This is a genomic window from Franconibacter daqui (genome assembly GCF_014644275.1).
GTDB classification, from domain to species: Bacteria; Pseudomonadota; Gammaproteobacteria; order Enterobacterales; family Enterobacteriaceae; genus Franconibacter; species Franconibacter pulveris.
In genome coordinates this window covers 521,463-542,290 of the sequence record NZ_BMKJ01000002.1, presented here as the reverse complement: position 1 = coordinate 542,290, position 20,828 = coordinate 521,463, and the positions used below count along the sequence as shown (strand labels likewise).

Here is a 20,828-nt window from a genome sequence, read left to right as displayed (position 1 = left end):
CGCCAGCTCTCAGCGAGACGCGATAACTCAGTAACTGGACTGTTGCGATTTTTCAGCCTGGATACGCTGGTAGATCTCTTCACGGTGTACAGAAACTTCTTTCGGGGCGTTAACACCGATACGTACCTGGTTTCCTTTTACCCCAAGCACAGTCACGGTCACCTCATCCCCAATCATGAGTGTCTCACCAACTCGACGAGTCAGAATCAGCATTCTTTGCTCCTTGAAAGATTAAAAGAGTCGGGTCTCTCTGTATCCCGGCATTATCCATCATATAACGCCAAAAAGTAAGCGATGACAAACACATGGAGTGTAAGCAGTCACGGCATTACATTCTGTTAAACCTAAGTTTAGCCGATCCAGAAAAATTCAACCCGACTTTATCGTTATAGATAGCGTAGCGACGAAAACGCCATAACGGCAAATCCGTTATGGCGCTCCGCTCACGCTTCACTGTTATTACAGCTTAGCTGTTACCCAATTTTCGACACTTGCCAGCGCCGCAGGCAGAGCCTGCGCATCGGTACCGCCAGCTTGCGCCATATCAGGACGTCCGCCGCCTTTCCCGCCGACCTGCTGGGCGACCATGCCCACCAGCTCGCCAGCCTTAACGCGATCCGTCACATCTTTCGACACGCCTGCGATAAGAGAAACCTTACCTTCAGACACGGTAGCCAGCACGATAACTGCAGTGCCCAGCTGATTTTTCAGGTCGTCAACCATAGTGCGAAGCATTTTCGGTTCAACGCCGCTGAGTTCACTTACCAGCAGTTTAACGCCTTTAATTTCCTGCGCTTTGCTGGTCAGAGAGGCGCTTTCCTGAGCCGCCTGCTGCGCTTTCAACTGCTGCAGCTCTTTTTCCAGCTGACGGGTGCGGTCCAGCATCGCGCGCACTTTGTCATTCAGGTTCTGGCTATCGCCTTTCAGCAGTTGTGCGATGTCGTGCAGTTGCTCATTCTGCGCATGTACCATCGCCAGCGCGCCTTCCCCGGTGACCGCTTCAATACGGCGAACGCCTGCAGCAGTGCCGGATTCAGATACAATGCGGAAAAGACCGATATCGCCAGTACGGCTGGCGTGCGTGCCGCCGCACAGCTCAGTAGAGAAATCGCCCATGCTGAGCACGCGTACGCGCTCGTCATATTTCTCGCCAAAGAGCGCCATCGCGCCTTTCGCTTTCGCCGCTTCGAGCTCCATGATGTTGGTCTCGACTGGCAAATTACGGCGGATCTGGGCGTTGACGATATCTTCCACCGCACGAATCTCTTCCGGCTTCATCGCTTCAAAATGCGAGAAGTCGAAGCGCAAGCCTTTATCGTTAACCAGCGAGCCCTTCTGCGCTACGTGGGTGCCCAGCACCTGACGCAGTGCCGCATGCATAAGGTGAGTGGCGGAGTGGTTAAGGCGAATGCGCTCGCGGCGCGCCTCGTCAACTTCCGCTTTCACGCCATCGCCAACCTTCAGCGCGCCTTGCGCCAGTTTGCCGATATGGCCGATAGCCTGACCATATTTCTGCGTATCGTTCACGGTGAAGACAAAGCCGTTGCCTTTCAGCTCGCCTTTATCGCCGACCTGGCCGCCGGATTCGCCATAGAAAGGCGTTTCGTCCAGCACCACGACTGCATCCTGGCCCGCGCTAATCTGCTCAACCGCTTTGCCATCAACAAACAGCGCGGTGACTTTTGCAGTCAGCTCGGTATGGTCGTAGCCCTTGAACTCGGAAGCGGAATCAACGCGGATCATGGCATTGTAGTCTGCACCGAAGCCGCTGGACTCGCGTGCGCGACGGCGTTGTTCTTCCATTGCCGCTTCAAAGCCTTTTTCATCCACTTTGATGTTGCGCTCACGGCAAACATCTGCAGTCAGATCGACCGGGAAGCCATAAGTATCGTACAGGCGGAAGGCGGTTTCCCCGTCCAGCGTATCGCCTTTAAGGTTCGCCAGTTCTTCGTCCAGCAGCGCCAGGCCGCGCTCAAGCGTACGGGCAAACTGCTCTTCTTCGGTTTTCAGAACCTGTTCAACCTGCGCCTGCTGGCGTTTCAGGTCTTCCCCGGCAGGACCCATAACTTCGATAAGCGGAGCGACCAGCTTATAGAAGAACGTGTCTTTAGCGCCCAGCATGTTGCCATGACGGACCGCACGACGAATGATGCGGCGCAGCACATAACCGCGGTTCTCGTTAGAGGGAATAACGCCGTCTGCGATAAGGAATGCGCACGAGCGAATATGGTCAGCGATAACGCGCAGCGATTTATTGGAGAAGTCGGTTGCGCCAGTTACTTTCGCCACGGCCTCAATCAGCGTGCGGAAGAGGTCGATTTCATAGTTGGAGTTAACGTGTTGCAGCACCGCAGCGATACGCTCAAGACCCATGCCGGTATCCACGGACGGCTTCGGCAGCGGTTCCATGGTGCCATCAGCCTGGCGGTTGAACTGCATAAATACGATGTTCCAGATCTCGATATAACGATCGCCATCTTCTTCCGGGCTCCCCGGAGGGCCACCCCAGATGTGATCGCCGTGATCGTAGAAAATTTCGGTGCATGGGCCGCAGGGGCCGGTATCGCCCATCTGCCAGAAGTTGTCGGATGCGTACGGACCACCCTTGTTATCGCCGATGCGGATAATGCGCTCGCGCGGAATACCGACTTCTTTTTCCCAGATTTCGTAAGCTTCGTCGTCCGTCTCATAGACGGTCACCCACAGACGTTCTTTCGGCAGGTTGAACCACTGCTCGCCGGTCAACAGTTCCCAGGCGTACTGAATGGCGTCATGTTTGAAGTAGTCGCCAAAGCTGAAGTTACCCAGCATTTCGAAAAAGGTGTGGTGACGCGCGGTGTAACCGACGTTTTCCAGATCGTTGTGCTTACCACCTGCGCGAACGCAGCGCTGCGCAGTGGTGGCGCGGGAATAATTACGCTTGTCGAGACCAAGGAAAACATCCTTGAACTGGTTCATCCCTGCGTTGGTAAACAGCAAAGTCGGGTCGTTGTTAGGTACAAGGGAGCTGCTCGCAACTACCTGATGGCCTTTACTATGGAAAAAATCGAGAAACGCCTGACGGATCTCAGCGGTGCTCTTGCTCATAATTATCCTGAAATCAAGCTAACGAAATGTCGTCGCCCGGCGTAACGTACGGAGTACGCAAACATTACCGGGCTTAACGGAAAAAAGTGGGAATAAGATAAGTTTTCTTCACAGGGAAGTAAAATCCCGTATGGCTTCAGGAAGCAAAATTTCGGTATAAGTCCTGAATGTCTTCCATATAGTAGCCACGATATAGCAAAAAACGCTGCACTTTGGCTTTTTCCGGGTACTGTTTTGGTAAAGGCGAACCGAATTTTCGCTCCGCCTGCTCGCGCGCCAACGTGCCCCAGTCGATATCACACTCCGCCAGCGCAGATTCACACTGCGCACGTGAAATGCCCTTCTGCTGTAGCTCCTGGCGAATACGCTGCGGGCCGTAACCCTTACGGCTGCGGCTGGCGATAAACTGCGCGGCGAAGCGTTCGTCATCAAGCCAGCGATGCTCATAGCACCAGGCGATGACCTGATCGATCTCTTCAGCGGTAGGTTCGGGGTCTGTTTCGGCGACCTGGCGGGATTCTTGTTGACGCGGTTTAACTGGCGAAGGCGTTGTCAGCTTGCGGCGCAACTCCTGCTCGCTGTGGTCACGCATCGCGAGAATGCGCGTAGCGCGATCGAGAAGGCGGGCGTAGGCAGTGCGGCGGGAAGTAGCGTCAGTCATAAGCAATCAGGGGAAACAAAAAAAGGGCTGCATTCGCAGCCCTTATAGCATTAAAACTCTTCGTTTGTCTCTTCGGCGTTGTCACCGTCTTCAGCGGCGAAGGCCGGGATAGCGTCGTGGTTATTGAGCAGCAGCTCGCGCAGCTTTTTCTCAATCTCTTCCGCCATCGGTTTGTTCTCTTTGAGGAAGTTGGTCGCGTTAGCTTTACCCTGACCAATTTTCTCGCCGTTGTAGCTGTACCATGCACCCGCTTTTTCAATCAGCTTGTGCTTCTTTTACTCCTGTCATGCAGGGTGAAGCACTATGCGCCACGCTGCCTTTGTTTCTGTTGCAGCCATTATACTGTATGGCTATACAGTATCAAGCTTTTTGTCGAATGTTTTGCCACAGCGTCTGTAGGGCGAAAACCGTGGCCTGACGCCGCACCGCTTCACGATCGCCAGGAAAATTTTGCAGGTAAGTTCGCACCTCACCCTGGTCATTCGCGATGCCGAACCAGACGGTGCCGACAGGCTTTTGCGCGCTGCCGCCATCCGGCCCTGCAATGCCGCTGACAGAGACCGCCCAGGTTGCGGCGGCGGCATTCAACGCCCCCAGCGCCATCTGACGCACAACCGGCTCGCTCACTGCGCCATGCGCCTCAAGCGTGGCGCCGTCGACGCCAATCATCTGCTGCTTGGCTTCATTACTGTAGGTAACAAATCCGCGTTCAAACCAGGCGGAACTACCGGCGATATCGGTAATCATCTTAGCCACCCACCCGCCAGTGCAGGATTCAGCCGTCGTCACCGTTGCGCCGAGTTGGCGCAACGCCTCGCCAAGTTGCTGACTTAATTGCATCATTTCGCGGTCATTCATGACAGCTCCGATTGTAAGCAGATCCCCTGTTTGACAATAGCACTTCCCCTTTGTTGCAGAGGATTACATTGCGTTTTTCGGGCTAAATTCAAGGTTAGCGCAGGCAAAAAAGGAGATCCCGCGCCGGGACGCGGGAAGAAGATCACTGAATGCGAGCCAGCGCGACCGCCTGGCCCAGTTGCCAGACCGCCATCGCATAATGCGTGCTGTGGTTATAGCGGGTGATTGCATAAAAATTCGGCAGCCCGTACCAGTACTGGTAACCCGTGCCGATATCCAGACGCAGCAGGCTGGCCTCCTGATGATTACCGATCGGTTGCTGCGGCGTTAAGCCCGCCACGGCAAGCTGGCTGATGCTGTATTTCGTTTTAAAGCCATTCTCAAGGCCTGGCGCCTGACCGTTTGCCGGTACGGCCACCGCATCGCCCTTCACCCAGCCATGTTCTTTAAAGTAGTTCGCTACGCTGCCAATGGCATCGACCGGATCCCAGAGATTGATATGGCCATCGCCATTGAAATCCACCGCATACTCTTTGTAAGAAGAGGGCATAAACTGACCATACCCCATTGCGCCCGCAAAAGAGCCTTTCAGCGCCAGCGGATCGTCCCCTTCATCACGCGCCATTAACAAGAAGGTTTCCAGTTCGCTGGCGAAGTAATCTGCGCGGCGAGGATATTCAAAAGCAAGCGTGGCAAGCGCATCGAGAATGCGGGTTTTCCCCATTACGCGTCCCCAGCGGGTTTCCACGCCGATGATGCCCACGATAATTTCCGGCGGCACGCCGTAAACCTGCCAGGCGCGATTAAGCGCGTCCTGATATTGGTTCCAGAACACCACGCCGTTTTGCACGTTATCCGGCGTGATGAATTTGCTGCGATAGCGCAGCCATGCGCCGTTCGGCCCCGTTGGCGGCTGCGTAGTCGGCGCCTGCTGATTCATCAGGCGAAGCACGTAATCCAGCCGTTTCGCCTGTGAGAGGATTTCATGCAGTTGTTGACGATCAAAACCATGCTTGCTCACCATCTTATCGATGAACTGCTGGGCGGCGGCGTTATTCGCGAAATCGCCGCTGGGCATGAGCATGTCGTGCTGAGGCTGCAGCAGAAAGCCTCCTGAAGGTGCGGAAGCAGGCGCGCCGGCTGTGGCGTCGGCCGCTTCCGTTTTTGGCTTGCTGCTGCAAGCGGAAAGAAGAACAAGTGTCGATAATAAGGCGGTGTAGCGACGCTTAAGCATGAAATATCCCTATGGCATTCGAAGACAAGTGGCACTAATGGTAGATCATCTCAAGCCAGCCGAGAAAGCGCCGCAAGCGTCCTTCAGACGGCTTTATTTATTGCGAGCTGATAAGCCTGAAAAAGCTGATTGATATCGCAGGTTTTATCTTTTCCTCACGATACGGGACGAATGCGCCGCCGCTCGCAATTCGCCTGAATCTGAAGTGCTAAACGCGCTAAAGCTTGCGAAACAAGCCGCAAGCTTCGCCTTCTCCCCTCCCCTGTTGCTTTTTACGCTGCTACTGTCACCGACGTTTAAGGCAAACAGGATTGCGCGCTCTGCGGATGAAAGCAGGGGATTATCAATGATAAGATGGCCGTTTCTACAGGGCATCACACGCCGTACCTCGCTTCAAGAAATGAGCAAAATCAAATGACTGAGTCTATCGATAAGGACTTTTCCGACCATACCCCAATGATGCAGCAGTATCTGAAGCTCAAGGCGCAGCACCCCGATATCTTGCTGTTCTACCGCATGGGCGATTTCTACGAGCTGTTTTATGACGACGCGAAACGCGCCTCTCAGCTTATGGATATTTCGCTGACGAAACGCGGCGCTTCGGCGGGGGAGTCAATTCCCATGGCGGGCGTGCCGTATCACGCGGTGGAAAACTATCTGGCGAAGCTGGTGAGCCTTGGCGAGTCGGTGGCGATTTGCGAACAGATTGGCGACCCGGCGACCACGAAAGGCCCCGTGGAACGCAAGGTGGTGCGTATCGTAACGCCCGGCACCATCAGCGACGAAGCGCTGCTGCAGGAGCGTCAGGATAACCTGCTGGCGGCTATCTGGCAGGACAGCCGCGGCTTTGGCTACGCTACGCTTGATATCAGTTCCGGTCGCTTTCGCTTAACGGAGCCGGAAGACCGTGAAACCATGGCGGCGGAATTACAGCGCACCAACCCGGCAGAACTGCTGTATGCCGAAGATTTTACGGAAATGGCGTTGATTGAAGGCCGCCGCGGCCTGCGTCGCCGTCCGTTGTGGGAGTTTGAAATCGAAACGGCGCGCCAGCAGTTAAACCTGCAATTCGGCACGCGCGACCTGGTGGGTTTCGGCGTGGAGAATGCAGTACGCGGTCTCTGCGCGGCAGGCTGCCTGCTTCAGTATGTGAAAGATACGCAGCGCACCTCCCTGCCTCACATTCGCTCTATCACTATGGAGCGCCAGCAGGATGGCATCATCATGGATGCCGCCACGCGTCGTAACCTTGAGATAACCCAAAACCTGGCGGGGGGCATCGAAAACACCCTCGCCTCGGTGCTTGACTGCACCGTAACGCCAATGGGCAGTCGTATGCTCAAGCGCTGGCTGCATATGCCGGTACGTGACGTAGCCGTGCTGTCGCATCGTCAGCAGGCCATCAGCGCATTAATGGACCTGGCGGGAGAAGTGCAGCCGGTATTGCGTCAGGTTGGCGATCTGGAGCGTATTCTCGCGCGTCTTGCGCTACGCACCGCTCGCCCGCGCGACCTGGCGCGTATGCGGCACGCCTTCCAGCAGTTGCCTGCGCTACGGGAAATGCTGGCCCAAAGCGACGCCAGTTACGTACAGACTCTGCGTGAAAACATGGGCGAGTTTACCGAGCTTCGCGAACTGCTGGAGCGGGCGATTATTGAGGCGCCGCCCGTGCTGGTGCGCGACGGCGGCGTCATTGCGCCGGGTTATAACGAAGAGCTCGACGAATGGCGCGCGCTGGCGGACGGCGCGACCGATTACCTCGACAGGCTGGAAATCCGCGAGCGCGAGAAGCTGGGGCTGGATACGCTAAAAGTCGGCTTCAACGCCGTACACGGTTATTACATTCAGGTAAGCCGCGGGCAGAGCCACCTGGTGCCTATCCATTATGTCCGCCGTCAGACCCTGAAAAATGCCGAACGCTATATCATTCCGGAGCTTAAAGAGTACGAAGACAAAGTCCTCACCTCAAAAGGCAAAGCGCTGGGGCTGGAGAAACAGCTTTATGATGAGCTTTTCGACCTGCTGCTTCCCCACCTGCCAGCGCTACAAAAGAGCGCCGCGGCGCTGGCGGAACTGGACGTATTAGCTAACCTCGCCGAACGTGCCGAAACGCTGAATTACACCTGCCCGACGCTGACCGATAAACCTGGCATTCGCCTGGTGGAAGGGCGTCACCCAGTGGTGGAACGCGTCTTGAACGAGCCGTTTATCGCTAACCCGCTGAATCTTTCACCGCAGAGACGGATGCTCATCATCACGGGTCCGAATATGGGCGGTAAAAGCACCTATATGCGCCAGACTGCGCTGATCGTGCTGATGGCCTATATCGGCAGTTTCGTTCCGGCGCAGCGGGCGGAGATAGGCCCGATTGACCGCATCTTCACTCGCGTCGGCGCGGCGGACGATCTCGCCTCCGGACGTTCCACTTTCATGGTGGAGATGACCGAGACGGCGAATATTCTACATAACGCCACCGAGCACAGCCTGGTGTTGATGGATGAAATAGGCCGCGGCACCTCCACCTATGACGGGCTTTCGCTCGCCTGGGCCTGTGCGGAAAGCCTGGCGAACCGCATTAAGGCGATGACGCTGTTCGCGACCCACTATTTCGAACTCACCCAACTGCCAGAAAAAATGGAAGGGGTGGCGAATGTGCATCTGGACGCGATTGAGCACGGCGACACCATCGCCTTTATGCACAGCGTGCAGGACGGCGCCGCCAGTAAAAGCTACGGTCTCGCGGTTGCCGCGCTGGCTGGGGTGCCAAAAGAGGTGATTAAGCGGGCGCGCCAGAAACTGCGCGAGCTGGAAAGTCTCTCAGGGAATGCCGCCGCCACGCAGATAGACGGCACGCAGATGTCGCTGCTAACGCCCGCGGAAGAAACCTCACCTGCGGTGGAAGCGCTGGAAAATCTTGACCCGGATTCGCTTACGCCCCGTCAGGCGCTGGAGTGGATCTATCGCCTGAAAAACCTGGTGTAACGCTGGAAAAATAGCGGGTAGCGCTTCGCTACCCGCCTTGCGACAGTTTTAAGCATGGTAAAAATGCTTCGCTTATCTGCCTTACAGTTATCCCATATTAAGCACGGCAGATTTCGCGCAGGCGAAATTAAAAAGACGGGTAGAATGCGCCTCTCCCGTCCTTTTCATTATCCGCCAACGCTTTTTTACCGCTTTGATTCCGCCAGTAGCGGCGGTATCGTCGGTACCTCTGGCGCCTCATCAATATCTTTCTGCGTCATGCGAAACGCTTCGGGATAATGCTCGCGGCTGGTCCGACGCAGCGGCTCGGTATCTCGCCAGGTGTAAAGACAATGCTGGCACTGAAATACTGTCCAGACGCCTTTTACAGGTGATGTCGCCATCACTTCAATTTGTTCATCAGCGCAACGTGGGCAAATCATTTCTCCCTCCTTATTTACGGTTGGCGAGCATAGCGGTGAGCTTTTCAACCCACTGCGCGGTTTCCGGCAGATCTTTCACCGGTTGGCTGTAGTGCCCGCGGTTATCCGGCGCGACGGGTGTGGTGGCGTCGATAATCAGCTTGTCGGTAATTCCCGCCGGGCTTGAGCCTGGATCCAGCTCCAGCACGGACATATTTGGCAACTGCACCAGATCCCCTGCCGGGTTAACTTTGGAAGAGAGCGCCCACATCACCTGCGGCAGATCGAACGGATCGACATCTTCATCGACCATGATAACCATCTTCACATAGCCAAGACCGTGCGGCGTGGTCATGGCGCGAAGCCCCACGGCGCGGGCAAAACCGCCATAGCGTTTTTTCGTGGAAATAATGGCAAGCAACCCGTGGGTATACATGGCGTTAACCGCCTGCACTTCCGGGAACTCTGCTTTCAGTTGCTGATAGAGCGGCACGCAGGTGGCGGGCCCCATCAGGTAGTCGATTTCAGTCCAGGGCATGCCCAGATAGAGCGATTCGAAAATCGGCTTCGTGCGATATGAAACCTTATCGATACGCACTACCGTCATATTGCGGCCGCCAGAATAGTGTCCGGTAAATTCACCAAACGGCCCTTCTATTTCACGCTTGCGGCCTTCAATCACCCCTTCCAGGATCACCTCTGAGCCCCACGGCACATCAAAGCCGGTCAGCGGTGCGGTAGCGATCGGATACGGGCTTTCACGCAGCGCCCCCGCCATTTCATATTCAGATTGATCGTATTTCAGCGGCGTGGCGCCCATCAGCGTAATAATCGGATCGTTGCCAAGCGTAATAGCGACAGGCAAATCTTCGCCGCGCTCTTCGGCTTTGTGCAGATGCAGGGCGATATCATGCATCGGCACAGGTTGCAGGCCGAGCTTACGTTTGCCTTTGACTTCCATCCGGTAAATGCCGACATTCTGCTTGCCGAAATGTTCAGGATCGAGTGGATCGCGCGAAACCACGCAGGCTTTATCGAGGTAAAAACCGCCATCGCCGTCGTTCAGACGAAACAGCGGCAAAATGTCGAACAGATTGATGGCTTCGCCGTCTACGCTGTTTTCCGCCCAGGGCGGATTGTCGCGACGCTCCGGCGTCACCGGAAATTTATCCCAACGGCGAATAAATTCCGCAATCTGCTGTTTTACCGGCGTAGCGGGCGGAAGACCAAGCGAAATAGCGTGGTTCTGCCAGGAGCCGATAGTGTTCATCACCACTCGCGCGTCAGTAAAACCACGGATATTATCGAACCATAGCGCCGGCGCGCCTTCGCCAATACGTCCGGTCGCGTTGGCCGCGGCGGCCAGATCTGGCTCCGCCTGCACTTCCTCGCTTATTTTCAGCAGTTGTTTCTGCTCGTCCAGCGCGCGTAGAAAGCCGCGCAAATCATCAAAAGCCATGCGTGAATCTCCTGTTATGCATGATGTGAATTCGCTGAGCCTGTACTGTGCAGGCCTCCCCAACGCCGTGCCTGCGGATCGTTAAGCCCAAACTGATCCAGCACGCGCGCGACAATATGGCGGGTAATGTCTTCGATGGTTTTCGGATGGTTATAAAAAGCGGGCATGGGCGGCACCATTGCCACGCCCATACGGGATAGCGCCAGCATATTTTCCAGATGAATAGTACTAAGCGGCATTTCACGCGGCACCAGCACCAGCTTGCGCCCCTCTTTCAACACCACATCGGCGGCGCGTCCAACCAGCCCTTCGGCGTAGCCAGCGCGAATGCCCGCCAGCGTTTTCATGCTGCATGGAATAACAATCATGCCGTCAGTGTGAAACGACCCCGAAGAAATCGTCGCCGCCTGATCGGCGGGGCTATGTATAACATCCGCCAGCGCTGCGACTTCCCGGGCGTTATAAGGCGTTTCCAGTTCAATAGTGGTTTTGGCCCACTTCGACATCACCAGGTGCGTTTCCACTTCCGGCATCTTCTGCAGCGTTTTTAACAGTGCTACTCCAAGCGGCGCGCCAGTGGCGCCCGTCATGCCCACTATTAATCTCATCCTTACCTCACAATATTGTTCGTATACGAACGTTTTAACCAAGCCTATCGCCAGCCAGCGGGATGAACAAGCCCACAGGAGCAAAACCGCACGAATCGCTTATTTTTATAAAGGTTATAAAGGCTGCCGTAAGCGGCTATGATGGCGGGATGGACGATAAAACAGGAGCCGCCATGTATCTTCGTGAAGAGGCTTTTCACCTGCTACGCCAGCTTTTTCAACAACATACGTCGCGCTGGCAGAGCGAACTGCCGGAACTGACCAAGCCGCAGTATGCCGTAATGCGTGCGATTCAGGAGCAGCCGGGCATTGAACAAGTCGCGCTGACCGACGCGGCCGTCAGCACTAAAGCGACACTGGCGGAAATGCTAAGTCGTATGGAAAGCCGTGGACTGGTTCGACGAGAAAACGATCCGGCCGATAAGCGGCGACGTTTTATCTATTTGACGCCGGAAGGCGAATCTCTGCTGAATGCCATTATCCCTGTAGGCAACGCGGTGGATGAACGGTTTCTGGGTAAACTGGAAGCGGATGAGCGAGCGCTTTTTACACAGCTAATTGGAAAGATGATGGACAAGCAATAGGGCTTATCCTCTCTGTTTTGCAAAGGCCGTAACCCACGGAAATAAAAGAAAAAGGCCGGTCAAATGACCGGCCTTTTTGGCTGAAAACAACAATTCGTAGCTTATTCGCGGAATAGCGCTTCGATATTCAGCCCTTGCCCCTGCAGGATTTCGCGCAGGCGACGCAGACCCTCAACCTGAATCTGACGAACACGCTCACGAGTCAGACCGATTTCCCGGCCCACATCTTCAAGCGTTGCCGCTTCATAGCCGAGCAGGCCGAAACGACGAGCCAGCACTTCACGCTGCTTGGCGTTCAGTTCGAACAACCACTTAACGATGCTCTGTTTCATGTCATCGTCCTGCGTGGTATCTTCCGGACCGTTTTCTTTTTCATCGGCCAGAATATCCAGCAGCGCTTTCTCTGAATCACCACCCAGCGGGGTATCAACAGAGGTAATGCGCTCGTTCAGGCGCAGCATACGGCTTACGTCATCAACCGGTTTATCCAGCTGCTCTGCAATCTCTTCCGCGCTCGGCTCATGATCCAGCTTGTGAGAAAGCTCGCGTGCGGTACGCAGATAAACGTTCAGCTCTTTAACAATATGAATCGGCAGACGAATCGTACGGGTTTGGTTCATGATAGCCCGTTCGATGGTCTGGCGAATCCACCAGGTTGCGTACGTTGAAAAACGGAAACCGCGCTCCGGATCGAACTTCTCAACTGCGCGGATAAGGCCCAGGTTGCCTTCTTCGATCAGATCCAGCAGCGCAAGACCGCGGTTGCTGTAACGACGGGCAATTTTCACCACCAGACGCAGGTTACTTTCGATCATGCGGCGGCGTGAGGCGATATCACCACGCAGCGCGCGGCGTGCGAAGTAGACTTCTTCTTCTGCTGTTAGCAGAGGAGAGTAACCGATTTCTCCCAGATACAGCTGAGTCGCATCCAACACACGCTGTGTGGCACCCTGCGACAACAACTCCTCTTCTGCCAGGTCGTTATCACTGGGTTCCTCTTCTATCAAGGCTTTTTCATCAAAAGCCTCTACTCCGTTCTCATCAAATTCCGCGTCTTCATTTAAATCATGAACTTTCAGCGTATTCTGACTCATAAAGGTGGCTCCTACCCGTGATCCCTAAGCAAAGCACCTGACAGAAGCATGCTTTGCCGATTTATCGCTGCGGCAAATAACGCAGCGGGTTTACGGATTTCCCCTTGTAACGAATTTCAAAATGCAAGCGTGTAGAACTGGTTCCGGTGCTACCCATGGTAGCGATTTTCTGCCCCGCCTTAACTTCTTGTTGTTCCCGGACCAGCATTGTGTCGTTATGGGCGTAGGCACTCAGGTAATCATCGTTGTGTTTTATGATGATAAGATTACCGTAACCGCGCAGAGCATTACCGGCGTAAACGACGCGACCGTCAGCGGTAGCGACGATAGCCTGGCCTTTACTTCCTGCGATATCGACCCCTTTATTGCCCCCTTCGGAAGCAGAAAAGTTCTCGATAACATTGCCCTCAGTCGGCCAGCGCCATGCTGCTATCGGCGCGCTAGTGGACGTACTGCTGACTGTCGGTTCGGCTGTAGTGTTAACGGTTGGCGCGGTAACGGGTGCCGTTACGACAGCACCGCTATTTCTGTTACCAGGCAACATTTTGTTATCACTTTGTTCACCTGAGTCCTCAGAATAAATAATTGTGGGTTTCGACGCAACCACCGTGCTGGAATTTTGTGCAGGTTTTGAGACAATTCCTTGAGCATTTGCATCTGCCTGTGTAATTGCATTGCCTCCTGTGATCGGTGTACCGGAAGCATTGCCTACCTGCAGCGTTTGCCCAACATTCAGGCCATACGGGGCTGGAATGTTATTGCGCTGGGCCAAATCACGGAAATCGTTCCCGGTAATCCAGGCGATATAAAAGAGCGTATCGCCGCGCTTAACGGTATAAGTGCTGCCGCCGGTATAGCTGCCTTTCGGAATGTTCCCATACTGACGATTGTATACGATGCGGCCATTTTCGGTCTGCACCGGCTGCTCGATCACAGGCTGAACCTGACGAGGCTGCGAAACGGGAGGCTGCGCGGGCTGAATTTGCGGCGCAGAAACGGGGGCGGAAACCGGTGCGGCAGTAGAGGCGCCCATTTTGGGTGGCGGCGTAATCATCATACCGCTGCTGCTCGTGCTGCTGGCGGCTGCGCCGCTGTTTCCCTCTACAGAACTTATCGGCGCCTGAGAGGCGTCATTGGATGAACATCCCGCCAGCCAAAGTGAAATGAATGTTGCTGTTGCTACCCGGCGTGCTGTGAATTTTGGGCTTCCCGCGCTCATTTATCCCCCAGGATTGTTATCTGTCAGTGACTACTTACGACGACCGTGGCTCTGCACGTCCGGCAGGCTCAAAATGAGCCCACCATACGCGGATAACGCCTGAAAGTAACAGGAAAAACTCCTGGATTACGCCAGATCCCCTTTCACCAGAGGAACGAAACGCACGGCTTCCACGGTGTCGATAATAAATTCATCTCCCCGCCGACGAACCCGCTTTAATAGCTGATGCTCATCTCCAACGGGAAGCACAAGAATGCCGCCGTCATCCAGCTGCGACATCAACGCAGGCGGGATCTCCGGCGGCGCGGCCGTCACAATAATAGCGTCAAACGGGGCACGCGCCTGCCACCCCTGCCAGCCATCACCGTGACGGGTAGAAATATTGTGTAAATCAAGCTGCTTCAGGCGACGACGAGCGTGCCACTGCAAACTTTTGATGCGCTCAACGGAACAAACGTGGTGGACGAGATGCGCCAGAATCGCCGTCTGGTAGCCCGAGCCGGTGCCTATCTCCAGCACCCGTGATTCGGGCGTGAGCTCCAGCAGCTCGGTCATCAGCGCCACCATATAAGGCTGAGAAATGGTCTGCCCGGAGCCGATAGGCAGCGCCACGTTCTCCCAGGCTTTGTGCTCAAGCGCTTCATCGATAAATTTTTCGCGTGGCACGCGGGCGAGCGCTTCGAGCACGTGCTCGTCGCGAATGCCCTGAGCACGCAATTGATTGAGAAGAGTTTGAACGCGATTGCTTACCATTGCCCGTTCACTCCGGCGCGGTCTAACCAGGTTGAGACAACATCATGCGCACTGTGCGCTGTTAAATCCACATGCAGCGGCGTGACGGAGACATAACCTTCCTCCACCGCGGCGAAGTCTGTATCCGGCCCGGCATCGCATTTTTCGCCCGGAGGGCCTATCCAGTAAAGCGTATTGCCGCGCGGATCCTCCTGCGGAATAACTTTATCCGCCGGATGGCGGCTGCCGCAGCGCGTGACGCGGATGCCTTTGATCTCCGCCAGCGGCAGATCCGGCACATTAACGTTCAGTATGCGGCCGGTACGCAAAGGTTCACGCATGAGCGCCCGCAAAATCGTACAGGTGACCGCCGCCGCCGTGTCGTAATGCTGGTAGCCGTTAAGCGACACCGCCAGCGCCGGAAAGCCCAGATGACGCCCTTCCATCGCCGCGGCGACGGTGCCGGAATAAATGACGTCATCGCCCAGATTAGGTCCGGCGTTAATGCCGGAAACCACCACGTCAGGACGAGGACGCATCAGCGCGTTGACGCCAAGGAACACGCAATCGGTCGGCGTGCCCATCTGCACGGCGATATCGCCATTTTCAAAGGTGAAAGTGCGAAGGGAGGATTCCAGCGTCAGAGAGTTGGACGCGCCGCTGCGGTTACGATCGGGAGCAACGACCTGCACTTCGGCAAATTCGCGAAGCGCTCTCGCCAGGGTCTGAATGCCCGGCGCATGGATCCCGTCATCGTTACTCAGCAATATCCGCATAATCACCCGCTGTGTTCATTAATTCCCGCACGACGCTGGTGGCAAAACTGCCCGCCGGCAGCCAGAAGCGCAGTTCGACAGTCATATCGTCCCACCACTCCCAGCGAAAATCGTGGGGAAAGAGCCGCATCGCCCGGCGCGCCGCTTCCACTTTTTCACGCGCCAGCAGCGTCTGCAACGTTGTTTCTCCAGCAATGGCCTGCTGTTCGTTCGCCAGCGCTTCACGCTGGGTACCCCACTCTCCGCTGCCAGGCAGCGCGGCGGTGATAAGCAAAGCCTTCGCGTCTACACGAGCCTGCAGCTCCGGCAGCTCTTCTGCGGCTGCGACAAACCAGCTGCCGCGGCCCGCTAATTGTAGCGCATCGCCATCAACAACTTGATTAAATTCTGGTTTTTTCAGACGTTGGCTGACTATCTGATTAAACAGCGCGCTGCGCGCCGCAGACAAAGCAAAACTGCGTTTGTTGCGCTCGCGGGGCGGCGTAGCCGTCTCGCCCCAGCGCTGCGCCTGCAACAGGTTGCTGCCGCCGATGCCAAAACGCTGCGGGCCGAAATAGTTCGGCACGCCTTCGTCACGCACCGCCTGCAGACAGGTTTCCATCTCCTCCCGGTTCGTCACCTCGCGCAGCACCAGCCGGAAGTGGTTGCCTTTCAGCGCCCCTAAACGCAGCTTGCGCTTGTGGCGGGCATACTCCAGCACCTGGCACCCTTCCAGGGAAAAGGCGCTTAGATCCGGCATCTCTTTGCCCGGCAGACGGACGCAGAACCACTGTTCCGTGACGGCGTGCTTATCTTTTTGCCCGGCAAAGCTGACTTCCCTGGCGTGCACTTTAAGGAACTTAGCCAGCGCGTCCGCCACAAAGCGCGTATTGCAGCCAGTTTTGACGATGCGCACCAGCAGATGTTCGCCCTCGCCATCCGGCTCGAAGCCTAAATCTTCCGTTACGACAAAATCTTCCGGGTTGGCTTTAAGCACGCCGCTGCCCTGAGGCTTGCCATGCTGGTAAGTCAGTTGATGCACGTCGATCATACGCCAGCCTTAAGCAGCAGCGCCACCGCCTCGCAGGCGATGCCTTCGCCACGTCCGGTAAAGCCGAGCTTCTCGGTGGTGGTAGCCTTCACGTTGACCTGCTCCATATGGCAGCCCAGGTCTTCGGCGATAAAAACGCGCATCTGCGGGATGTGCGGCGCCATTTTCGGCGCCTGGGCGATAATCGTGACGTCAACATTGCCAAGCGCGTAACCTTTGGCCTGTACGCGGCGCCAGGCTTCACGCAGAAGTTCGCGGCTATCCGCGCCTTTAAAGGCCGGGTCGGTATCCGGGAAGAGTTTGCCGATATCGCCCAGCGCCGCCGCGCCCAGCAGCGCATCGGTCAAGGCGTGTAGCGCGACATCGCCGTCGGAATGCGCCAGCAGCCCCTGCTCGTAAGGAATACGAACGCCGCCAATAATAATCGGCCCAACGCCGCCAAAAGCGTGTACGTCAAAACCATGTCCGATGCGCATTATGCATTCTCCATATGGGTTAACCGGGTAAGATAAAACGCCGCCAGCGCCAGGTCTTCAGGGCGCGTCACTTTAATATTATCCGCGCGGCCAGCAATCAGTTCAGGATGAAAACCACAATATTCGAGCGCCGAGGCTTCATCAGTAATGGTGGCCCCTTCGTTGAGCGCGCGCGTCAGACAGTCAAGCAGCAGTTCGCGAGGAAAAAGCTGGGGCGTGAGCGCGTGCCAGAGATCTTCTCTGTCGACCGTATGGGCGATAGCGGGTTTACCCGGCTCGCCGCGCTTCATGGTGTCGCGCACGGGGGCGGCGAGAATGCCGCCGACAGCGCTGGTTTCGGTAAGAGTGAGCAGACGCTCAAGATCGTCCTGATGCAGACAGGGGCGGGCAGCGTCATGCACCAACGCCCAGATGCAGTCGTCGGCCTGCTTTAGCCCTGCCAGCACCGAGTCGGCCCGCTGCGCGCCGCCCTGCACCACCTGAACGCGGGGATGGGAGGCCAGCGGCAACGCCATAAAGCGCGCATCGCCAGGACTGATGGCGATAATCACCCGGCTGATGCGAGGATGCGCCAGCAGCGGCGCCAGCGCGTGTTCGAGGATCGTTTTTTCACCAATGGTGAGATATTGTTTCGGACATTCCGTTTGCATGCGGCTGCCAATTCCGGCAGCCGGCACCACGGCTATCACGTCCGCAAAGGAAGGCGCCATGAGTTAACCCGAGTCTGGTTAGCGATTGTTTTGCCCTGACCCGTTAGGACGCTTTGAGGCGTCCGGCACCAGACGATAAAAGGTTTCGCCAGGTTTGGTCATGCTTAATTCATTGCGTGCGCGCTCTTCGATAGCTTCTTGTCCGCCATTGAGATCGTCAATTTCGGCGAAAAGCTGATCGTTGCGCGCCTTAAGTTTGGCGTTAGTAGCCTGCTGTACGGCGACGTCGTCGGCGACGCGGGAGTAATCGTGAACGCCATTTTTGCCGAACCACAGCGAATACTGTAGCCAGACCAGTAAAGCCAGCAACAGCAGCGTTAGTTTACCCATTCCGCCCCCTGAAAAACGGCCTTATCATCCCATAACTTCCTGCCAGGCTCTACACCCGATACAGTCCCCAGGCGCAGCAGCGCTGCCAAAACAGCGGCAGAATGTACCACAGAACGCGGCGCGATGCGTACTGCACATATTTGTAACATATTCATGATAAAACGACAGGCGCAGGCTTGTCTTAGCCCATCAGCCAGAAAAACAGCAGCCCGAACATCAGGACCACCGTTAACAGTGTTGCAATGCTGCTGTAAAGAAGCTTGCCGTTAAGCAGAGAATAGAGCGCGATGCCCACCACGACCGCTACGGGCATTAACGCCAGAAAGAAAGGCCAGGTATACAGAAAGAAAAACAGCGTGTTGGAGCCGTAGACCAGAAAGGGCGGGCCCAGCGCGATGAGCCACGAGATAAATCCCAGCACGGCGCCAGGCCACGACCAGGTCGTTTCTTCAGCGGGTGGCGTCTGAGCCTGTGAGATGATGATATTGGTGCCGTTGCGCATAACTTATCCTGTGACCTGACATGCCGGGAAGCGGCTTCCCGGCGCCGTCTCAGGATTTGATGATATCGTCCCGGCGCAACAGATCTAACAATTGCGCAATCAAATTTGTTACTAATTGTTGGCCATCGAGGTGAATTTCCGGCTTTTCCGGCGCTTCGTAAACCGAGTCGATGCCGGTAAAATTGCGCAGCTCGCCGGCGCGGGCTTTTTTATAAAGCCCTTTCGGGTCGCGCGCTTCGCACACCTCAAGCGGCGTATCCACAAACACTTCAATGAACCGCCCCGCCCCTACGCGCTCGCGCACCATAGCGCGCTCGGCGCGATGCGGCGAAATAAAGGCCGTCAGCACCACCAGACCTGCGTCGACCATCAGGTTCGCCACTTCGCCAACGCGGCGGATATTCTCCTTACGGTCAGCGTCGCTAAAGCCTAAATCGCTGCACAGCCCATGGCGCACATTGTCGCCATCCAGCAGGTAGGTGCTGACGCCAAGCTGGTGCAGCGCCTCTTCCAGCGCGCCGGCCACCGTCGATTTACCCGAGCCCGAAAGCCCGGTAAACCAGAGCACAACGCCACGGTGGCCGTGGAGGTGTTCGCGCTGTTCGGCGGTCACGGGATGGGCGTGCCAGACGACGTTCTCGTCATGCTGCGCCATTATTTGCCTCCCAGCAGGTCGCGCGCGCCCCAGTGCGGGAAGTGGCGACGCACCAGCGCGTTCAGCTCCAGCTCAAAAGCGCTGTAAGCGGAAGGCTCCTGGTAGACCTCGGTTTGCGGCTCGCGCACCATGCCGGCGCCCACGGTAACGTTGCTCAGGCGATCGATGAAAATCAGCCCGCCGGTCACCGGGTTCTCTTGATATTTATCCAGGCTCAGCGGCTCGTCGAAAGTAAGGTCTACCAGCCCGATGCCGTTCAGCGGCAGGTTTTCCACTACGCGCTGGGTCAGGTTATTGATATCCACCTGATACTGAATGTTGTCGACACGGGCGCGGGTTTTCTTACCGGCGATTTTAATGTCGTAGCTCTGGCCAGGCGTCAGCGGCTGCTCCGCCATCCATACCACGTCTACCGACGCGCTCTGCACCGCAGGCACGTTCTGGGCGGCGTCCACCAGCAGGTCACCGCGGCTGATGTCGATTTCATCTTTCAGCACCAGCGTAATCGCCTCGCCTGCGCCCGCCTCGTCTAAATCGCCATCAAAGGTCACAATACGGGCAACGGCGGATTCCACGCCGGAAGGCAGCACTTTCACGCGCTGGCCGACTTTCACGGCGCCGGAAGCCACCGTACCCGCATAGCCGCGAAAATCGAGGTTCGGGCGATTAACATACTGCACCGGGAAGCGCAGCGGCTGCACATCGACGCCGCGATTTATCTCGACGGTTTCCAGCACTTCCAGCAGCGTCGGGCCGGTATACCAGGTCATGTTCAGGCTGGAGAGAGCGACGTTGTCTCCTTCCAGCGCGGAAAGCGGCACGAAACGGATGTCCAGGTTGCCCGGCAGCTGCGCGGCGAAGTTAAGGTAATCCTGTTTGATCTGCTCGAAACGCTCTTCGCTGAACTCCACCAGGTCCATTTTGTTCACCGCGACCACCAGGTGCTTAATCCCCAGCAGCGTAGAGATAAAGCTGTGGCGACGCGTCTGGTCCAGCACCCCTTTACGGGCGTCGATCAGCAGAATCGCGAGATCGCAGGTGGAGGCGCCGGTCGCCATGTTGCGGGTGTACTGCTCGTGCCCGGGGGTATCGGCGATAATAAATTTGCGCTTTTCGGTGGAGAAGTAGCGGTAAGCCACGTCAATGGTGATGCCCTGCTCGCGCTCCGCCTGCAGGCCGTCCACCAGCAGCGCCAGGTCGAGCTTTTCGCCCTGGGTGCCGTGACGCTTGCTGTCGTTATGCAGCGAGGAAAGCTGGTCTTCATAAATCTGGCGCGTATCGTGCAGCAGGCGGCCTATCAGGGTGCTTTTCCCGTCATCCACGCTGCCGCAGGTCAGAAAGCGCAGCAGGCTTTTGTGCTGCTGGGCGTGCAGATAAGCCTCCACGCCGCCCTCTTTAGCGATTTGTTGTGCGATGGTCGTGTTCATGAC

General features: G+C 56.4%; 21 protein-coding genes and 1 pseudogene. 2 read left to right on the top strand and 20 right to left on the bottom strand.

Annotated features, from left to right (window positions below; translation table 11 throughout):
- Positions 1-27: 27 nt before the first annotated feature.
- From csrA to mltB, 6 genes and pseudogenes are all read right to left on the bottom strand, one after another.
- Positions 28-213: a carbon storage regulator CsrA gene (csrA, locus tag IEX01_RS11830; protein WP_000906486.1), complete on the bottom strand. Its 186-nt coding sequence runs from the start codon at positions 211-213 to the stop codon at positions 28-30.
- Between the two features lie 246 nt (positions 214-459).
- Positions 460-3,087, bottom strand: coding sequence for an alanine--tRNA ligase (alaS, locus tag IEX01_RS11825; RefSeq protein WP_188723892.1), 2,628 nt, complete (start codon positions 3,085-3,087; stop codon positions 460-462).
- A gap of 136 nt (positions 3,088-3,223) precedes the next feature.
- Positions 3,224-3,748, bottom strand: a complete 525-nt coding sequence (recX, locus tag IEX01_RS11820) for a recombination regulator RecX (RefSeq protein WP_024559825.1) — start codon at positions 3,746-3,748, stop codon at positions 3,224-3,226.
- 50 nt (positions 3,749-3,798) lie between these two features.
- Positions 3,799-4,020 (bottom strand): annotated as a pseudogene (gene recA / locus IEX01_RS11815) (recombinase RecA); the annotation flags it as partial.
- A gap of 88 nt (positions 4,021-4,108) precedes the next feature.
- Complete coding sequence (gene pncC, locus IEX01_RS11810) at positions 4,109-4,606, bottom strand: nicotinamide-nucleotide amidase (RefSeq protein WP_024557202.1); 498 nt, start codon at positions 4,604-4,606, stop codon at positions 4,109-4,111.
- A 142-nt stretch (positions 4,607-4,748) separates the two neighbouring features.
- Positions 4,749-5,840, bottom strand: a complete 1,092-nt coding sequence (mltB, locus tag IEX01_RS11805; protein WP_188723891.1) for a lytic murein transglycosylase B — start codon at positions 5,838-5,840, stop codon at positions 4,749-4,751.
- Between the two features lie 414 nt (positions 5,841-6,254).
- Here mltB and mutS point away from each other — a divergent pair, with 414 nt between their 5' ends.
- On the top strand, positions 6,255-8,822 hold the full coding sequence (gene mutS / locus IEX01_RS11800) for a DNA mismatch repair protein MutS (protein ID WP_188723890.1): 2,568 nt from the start codon (positions 6,255-6,257) through the stop codon (positions 8,820-8,822).
- Between the two features lie 185 nt (positions 8,823-9,007).
- Here mutS and IEX01_RS11795 read toward each other — a convergent pair whose 3' ends face one another.
- Genes IEX01_RS11795 through IEX01_RS11785 form a run of 3 tightly spaced genes read right to left on the bottom strand, consistent with a single transcriptional unit; the run spans position 9,008 to position 11,290 of the window.
- Positions 9,008-9,244: a non-oxidative hydroxyarylic acid decarboxylases subunit D gene (locus tag IEX01_RS11795; protein ID WP_024561653.1), complete on the bottom strand. Its 237-nt coding sequence runs from the start codon at positions 9,242-9,244 to the stop codon at positions 9,008-9,010.
- Between the two features lie 10 nt (positions 9,245-9,254).
- Positions 9,255-10,682, bottom strand: coding sequence for a non-oxidative hydroxyarylic acid decarboxylases subunit C (locus IEX01_RS11790; RefSeq protein WP_188723889.1), 1,428 nt, complete (start codon positions 10,680-10,682; stop codon positions 9,255-9,257).
- Between the two features lie 14 nt (positions 10,683-10,696).
- The gene (locus IEX01_RS11785) at positions 10,697-11,290 is read right to left on the bottom strand and encodes a non-oxidative hydroxyarylic acid decarboxylases subunit B (protein ID WP_024561651.1); all 594 of its coding nucleotides are present in this window, start codon (positions 11,288-11,290) and stop codon (positions 10,697-10,699) included.
- 173 nt (positions 11,291-11,463) lie between these two features.
- Between IEX01_RS11785 and IEX01_RS11780 the strand changes: the two genes are divergently transcribed.
- Positions 11,464-11,874 (top strand): MarR family winged helix-turn-helix transcriptional regulator, encoded by a 411-nt coding sequence (locus tag IEX01_RS11780; protein ID WP_024557196.1) that lies wholly within the window; start codon positions 11,464-11,466, stop codon positions 11,872-11,874.
- A gap of 101 nt (positions 11,875-11,975) precedes the next feature.
- On the opposite strand, the gene rpoS is transcribed toward IEX01_RS11780, so the two are convergent.
- From rpoS to cysN, 11 genes are all read right to left on the bottom strand, one after another.
- A complete protein-coding gene (gene rpoS / locus IEX01_RS11775; protein WP_024551671.1) occupies positions 11,976-12,968 on the bottom strand; it encodes an RNA polymerase sigma factor RpoS in 993 nt (330 codons plus the stop codon).
- 61 nt (positions 12,969-13,029) lie between these two features.
- Entirely contained in the window at positions 13,030-14,187 is a 1,158-nt protein-coding gene (gene nlpD / locus IEX01_RS11770) for a murein hydrolase activator NlpD (RefSeq protein WP_024557195.1), read from the bottom strand.
- A 126-nt stretch (positions 14,188-14,313) separates the two neighbouring features.
- Entirely contained in the window at positions 14,314-14,940 is a 627-nt protein-coding gene (locus IEX01_RS11765; RefSeq protein WP_024557194.1) for a protein-L-isoaspartate(D-aspartate) O-methyltransferase, read from the bottom strand.
- Positions 14,934-15,695: a 5'/3'-nucleotidase SurE gene (surE, locus tag IEX01_RS11760; protein ID WP_024557193.1), complete on the bottom strand. Its 762-nt coding sequence runs from the start codon at positions 15,693-15,695 to the stop codon at positions 14,934-14,936. The genes IEX01_RS11765 and surE overlap by 7 nt, the downstream gene beginning before the upstream one ends.
- Positions 15,676-16,725 (bottom strand): tRNA pseudouridine(13) synthase TruD, encoded by a 1,050-nt coding sequence (gene truD, locus IEX01_RS11755; RefSeq protein ID WP_188723888.1) that lies wholly within the window; start codon positions 16,723-16,725, stop codon positions 15,676-15,678. Before truD ends, surE begins: the two co-directional genes overlap by 20 nt.
- Positions 16,722-17,201, bottom strand: a complete 480-nt coding sequence (gene ispF / locus IEX01_RS11750; protein WP_024557191.1) for a 2-C-methyl-D-erythritol 2,4-cyclodiphosphate synthase — start codon at positions 17,199-17,201, stop codon at positions 16,722-16,724. Before ispF ends, truD begins: the two co-directional genes overlap by 4 nt.
- The gene (gene ispD / locus IEX01_RS11745) at positions 17,201-17,911 is read right to left on the bottom strand and encodes a 2-C-methyl-D-erythritol 4-phosphate cytidylyltransferase (RefSeq protein ID WP_048887895.1); all 711 of its coding nucleotides are present in this window, start codon (positions 17,909-17,911) and stop codon (positions 17,201-17,203) included. The genes ispF and ispD overlap by 1 nt, the downstream gene beginning before the upstream one ends.
- Before the next feature lie 18 nt (positions 17,912-17,929).
- Positions 17,930-18,241: a cell division protein FtsB gene (ftsB, locus tag IEX01_RS11740; RefSeq protein ID WP_024551664.1), complete on the bottom strand. Its 312-nt coding sequence runs from the start codon at positions 18,239-18,241 to the stop codon at positions 17,930-17,932.
- A 181-nt stretch (positions 18,242-18,422) separates the two neighbouring features.
- The gene (locus tag IEX01_RS11735; RefSeq protein WP_024551663.1) at positions 18,423-18,743 is read right to left on the bottom strand and encodes a DUF3561 family protein; all 321 of its coding nucleotides are present in this window, start codon (positions 18,741-18,743) and stop codon (positions 18,423-18,425) included.
- A 49-nt stretch (positions 18,744-18,792) separates the two neighbouring features.
- Positions 18,793-19,398 (bottom strand): adenylyl-sulfate kinase, encoded by a 606-nt coding sequence (cysC, locus tag IEX01_RS11730; protein WP_024557189.1) that lies wholly within the window; start codon positions 19,396-19,398, stop codon positions 18,793-18,795.
- The gene (gene cysN / locus IEX01_RS11725; RefSeq protein WP_188723887.1) at positions 19,398-20,825 is read right to left on the bottom strand and encodes a sulfate adenylyltransferase subunit CysN; all 1,428 of its coding nucleotides are present in this window, start codon (positions 20,823-20,825) and stop codon (positions 19,398-19,400) included. Before cysN ends, cysC begins: the two co-directional genes overlap by 1 nt.
- Positions 20,826-20,828: the final 3 nt, after the last annotated feature.

Excerpts from the sequence above, each read along its gene's own strand:
- IEX01_RS11765 (WP_024557194.1), bottom strand. The coding sequence starts at position 14,940 with ATGGTAAGCAATCGCGTTCAAACTCTTCTCAATCAATTGCGTGCTCAG.
- IEX01_RS11795 (WP_024561653.1), bottom strand. The coding sequence starts at position 9,244 with ATGATTTGCCCACGTTGCGCTGATGAACAAATTGAAGTGATGGCGACA.
- cysC (WP_024557189.1), bottom strand. The coding sequence starts at position 19,398 with ATGGCGCAGCATGACGAGAACGTCGTCTGGCACGCCCATCCCGTGACC.
- surE (WP_024557193.1), bottom strand. The coding sequence starts at position 15,695 with ATGCGGATATTGCTGAGTAACGATGACGGGATCCATGCGCCGGGCATT.
- mltB (WP_188723891.1), bottom strand. The coding sequence starts at position 5,840 with ATGCTTAAGCGTCGCTACACCGCCTTATTATCGACACTTGTTCTTCTT.
- ftsB (WP_024551664.1), bottom strand. The coding sequence starts at position 18,241 with ATGGGTAAACTAACGCTGCTGTTGCTGGCTTTACTGGTCTGGCTACAG.
- pncC (WP_024557202.1), bottom strand. The coding sequence starts at position 4,606 with ATGAATGACCGCGAAATGATGCAATTAAGTCAGCAACTTGGCGAGGCG.
- mutS (WP_188723890.1), top strand. The coding sequence starts at position 6,255 with ATGACTGAGTCTATCGATAAGGACTTTTCCGACCATACCCCAATGATG.
- ispD (WP_048887895.1), bottom strand. The coding sequence starts at position 17,911 with ATGGCGCCTTCCTTTGCGGACGTGATAGCCGTGGTGCCGGCTGCCGGA.
- alaS (WP_188723892.1), bottom strand. The coding sequence starts at position 3,087 with ATGAGCAAGAGCACCGCTGAGATCCGTCAGGCGTTTCTCGATTTTTTC.
- rpoS (WP_024551671.1), bottom strand. The coding sequence starts at position 12,968 with ATGAGTCAGAATACGCTGAAAGTTCATGATTTAAATGAAGACGCGGAA.
- recX (WP_024559825.1), bottom strand. The coding sequence starts at position 3,748 with ATGACTGACGCTACTTCCCGCCGCACTGCCTACGCCCGCCTTCTCGAT.
- IEX01_RS11785 (WP_024561651.1), bottom strand. The coding sequence starts at position 11,290 with ATGAGATTAATAGTGGGCATGACGGGCGCCACTGGCGCGCCGCTTGGA.
- ispF (WP_024557191.1), bottom strand. The coding sequence starts at position 17,201 with ATGCGCATCGGACATGGTTTTGACGTACACGCTTTTGGCGGCGTTGGG.
- IEX01_RS11780 (WP_024557196.1), top strand. The coding sequence starts at position 11,464 with ATGTATCTTCGTGAAGAGGCTTTTCACCTGCTACGCCAGCTTTTTCAA.
- csrA (WP_000906486.1), bottom strand. The coding sequence starts at position 213 with ATGCTGATTCTGACTCGTCGAGTTGGTGAGACACTCATGATTGGGGAT.
- cysN (WP_188723887.1), bottom strand. The coding sequence starts at position 20,825 with ATGAACACGACCATCGCACAACAAATCGCTAAAGAGGGCGGCGTGGAG.
- truD (WP_188723888.1), bottom strand. The coding sequence starts at position 16,725 with ATGATCGACGTGCATCAACTGACTTACCAGCATGGCAAGCCTCAGGGC.
- IEX01_RS11790 (WP_188723889.1), bottom strand. The coding sequence starts at position 10,682 with ATGGCTTTTGATGATTTGCGCGGCTTTCTACGCGCGCTGGACGAGCAG.
- nlpD (WP_024557195.1), bottom strand. The coding sequence starts at position 14,187 with ATGAGCGCGGGAAGCCCAAAATTCACAGCACGCCGGGTAGCAACAGCA.
- IEX01_RS11735 (WP_024551663.1), bottom strand. The coding sequence starts at position 18,743 with ATGCGCAACGGCACCAATATCATCATCTCACAGGCTCAGACGCCACCC.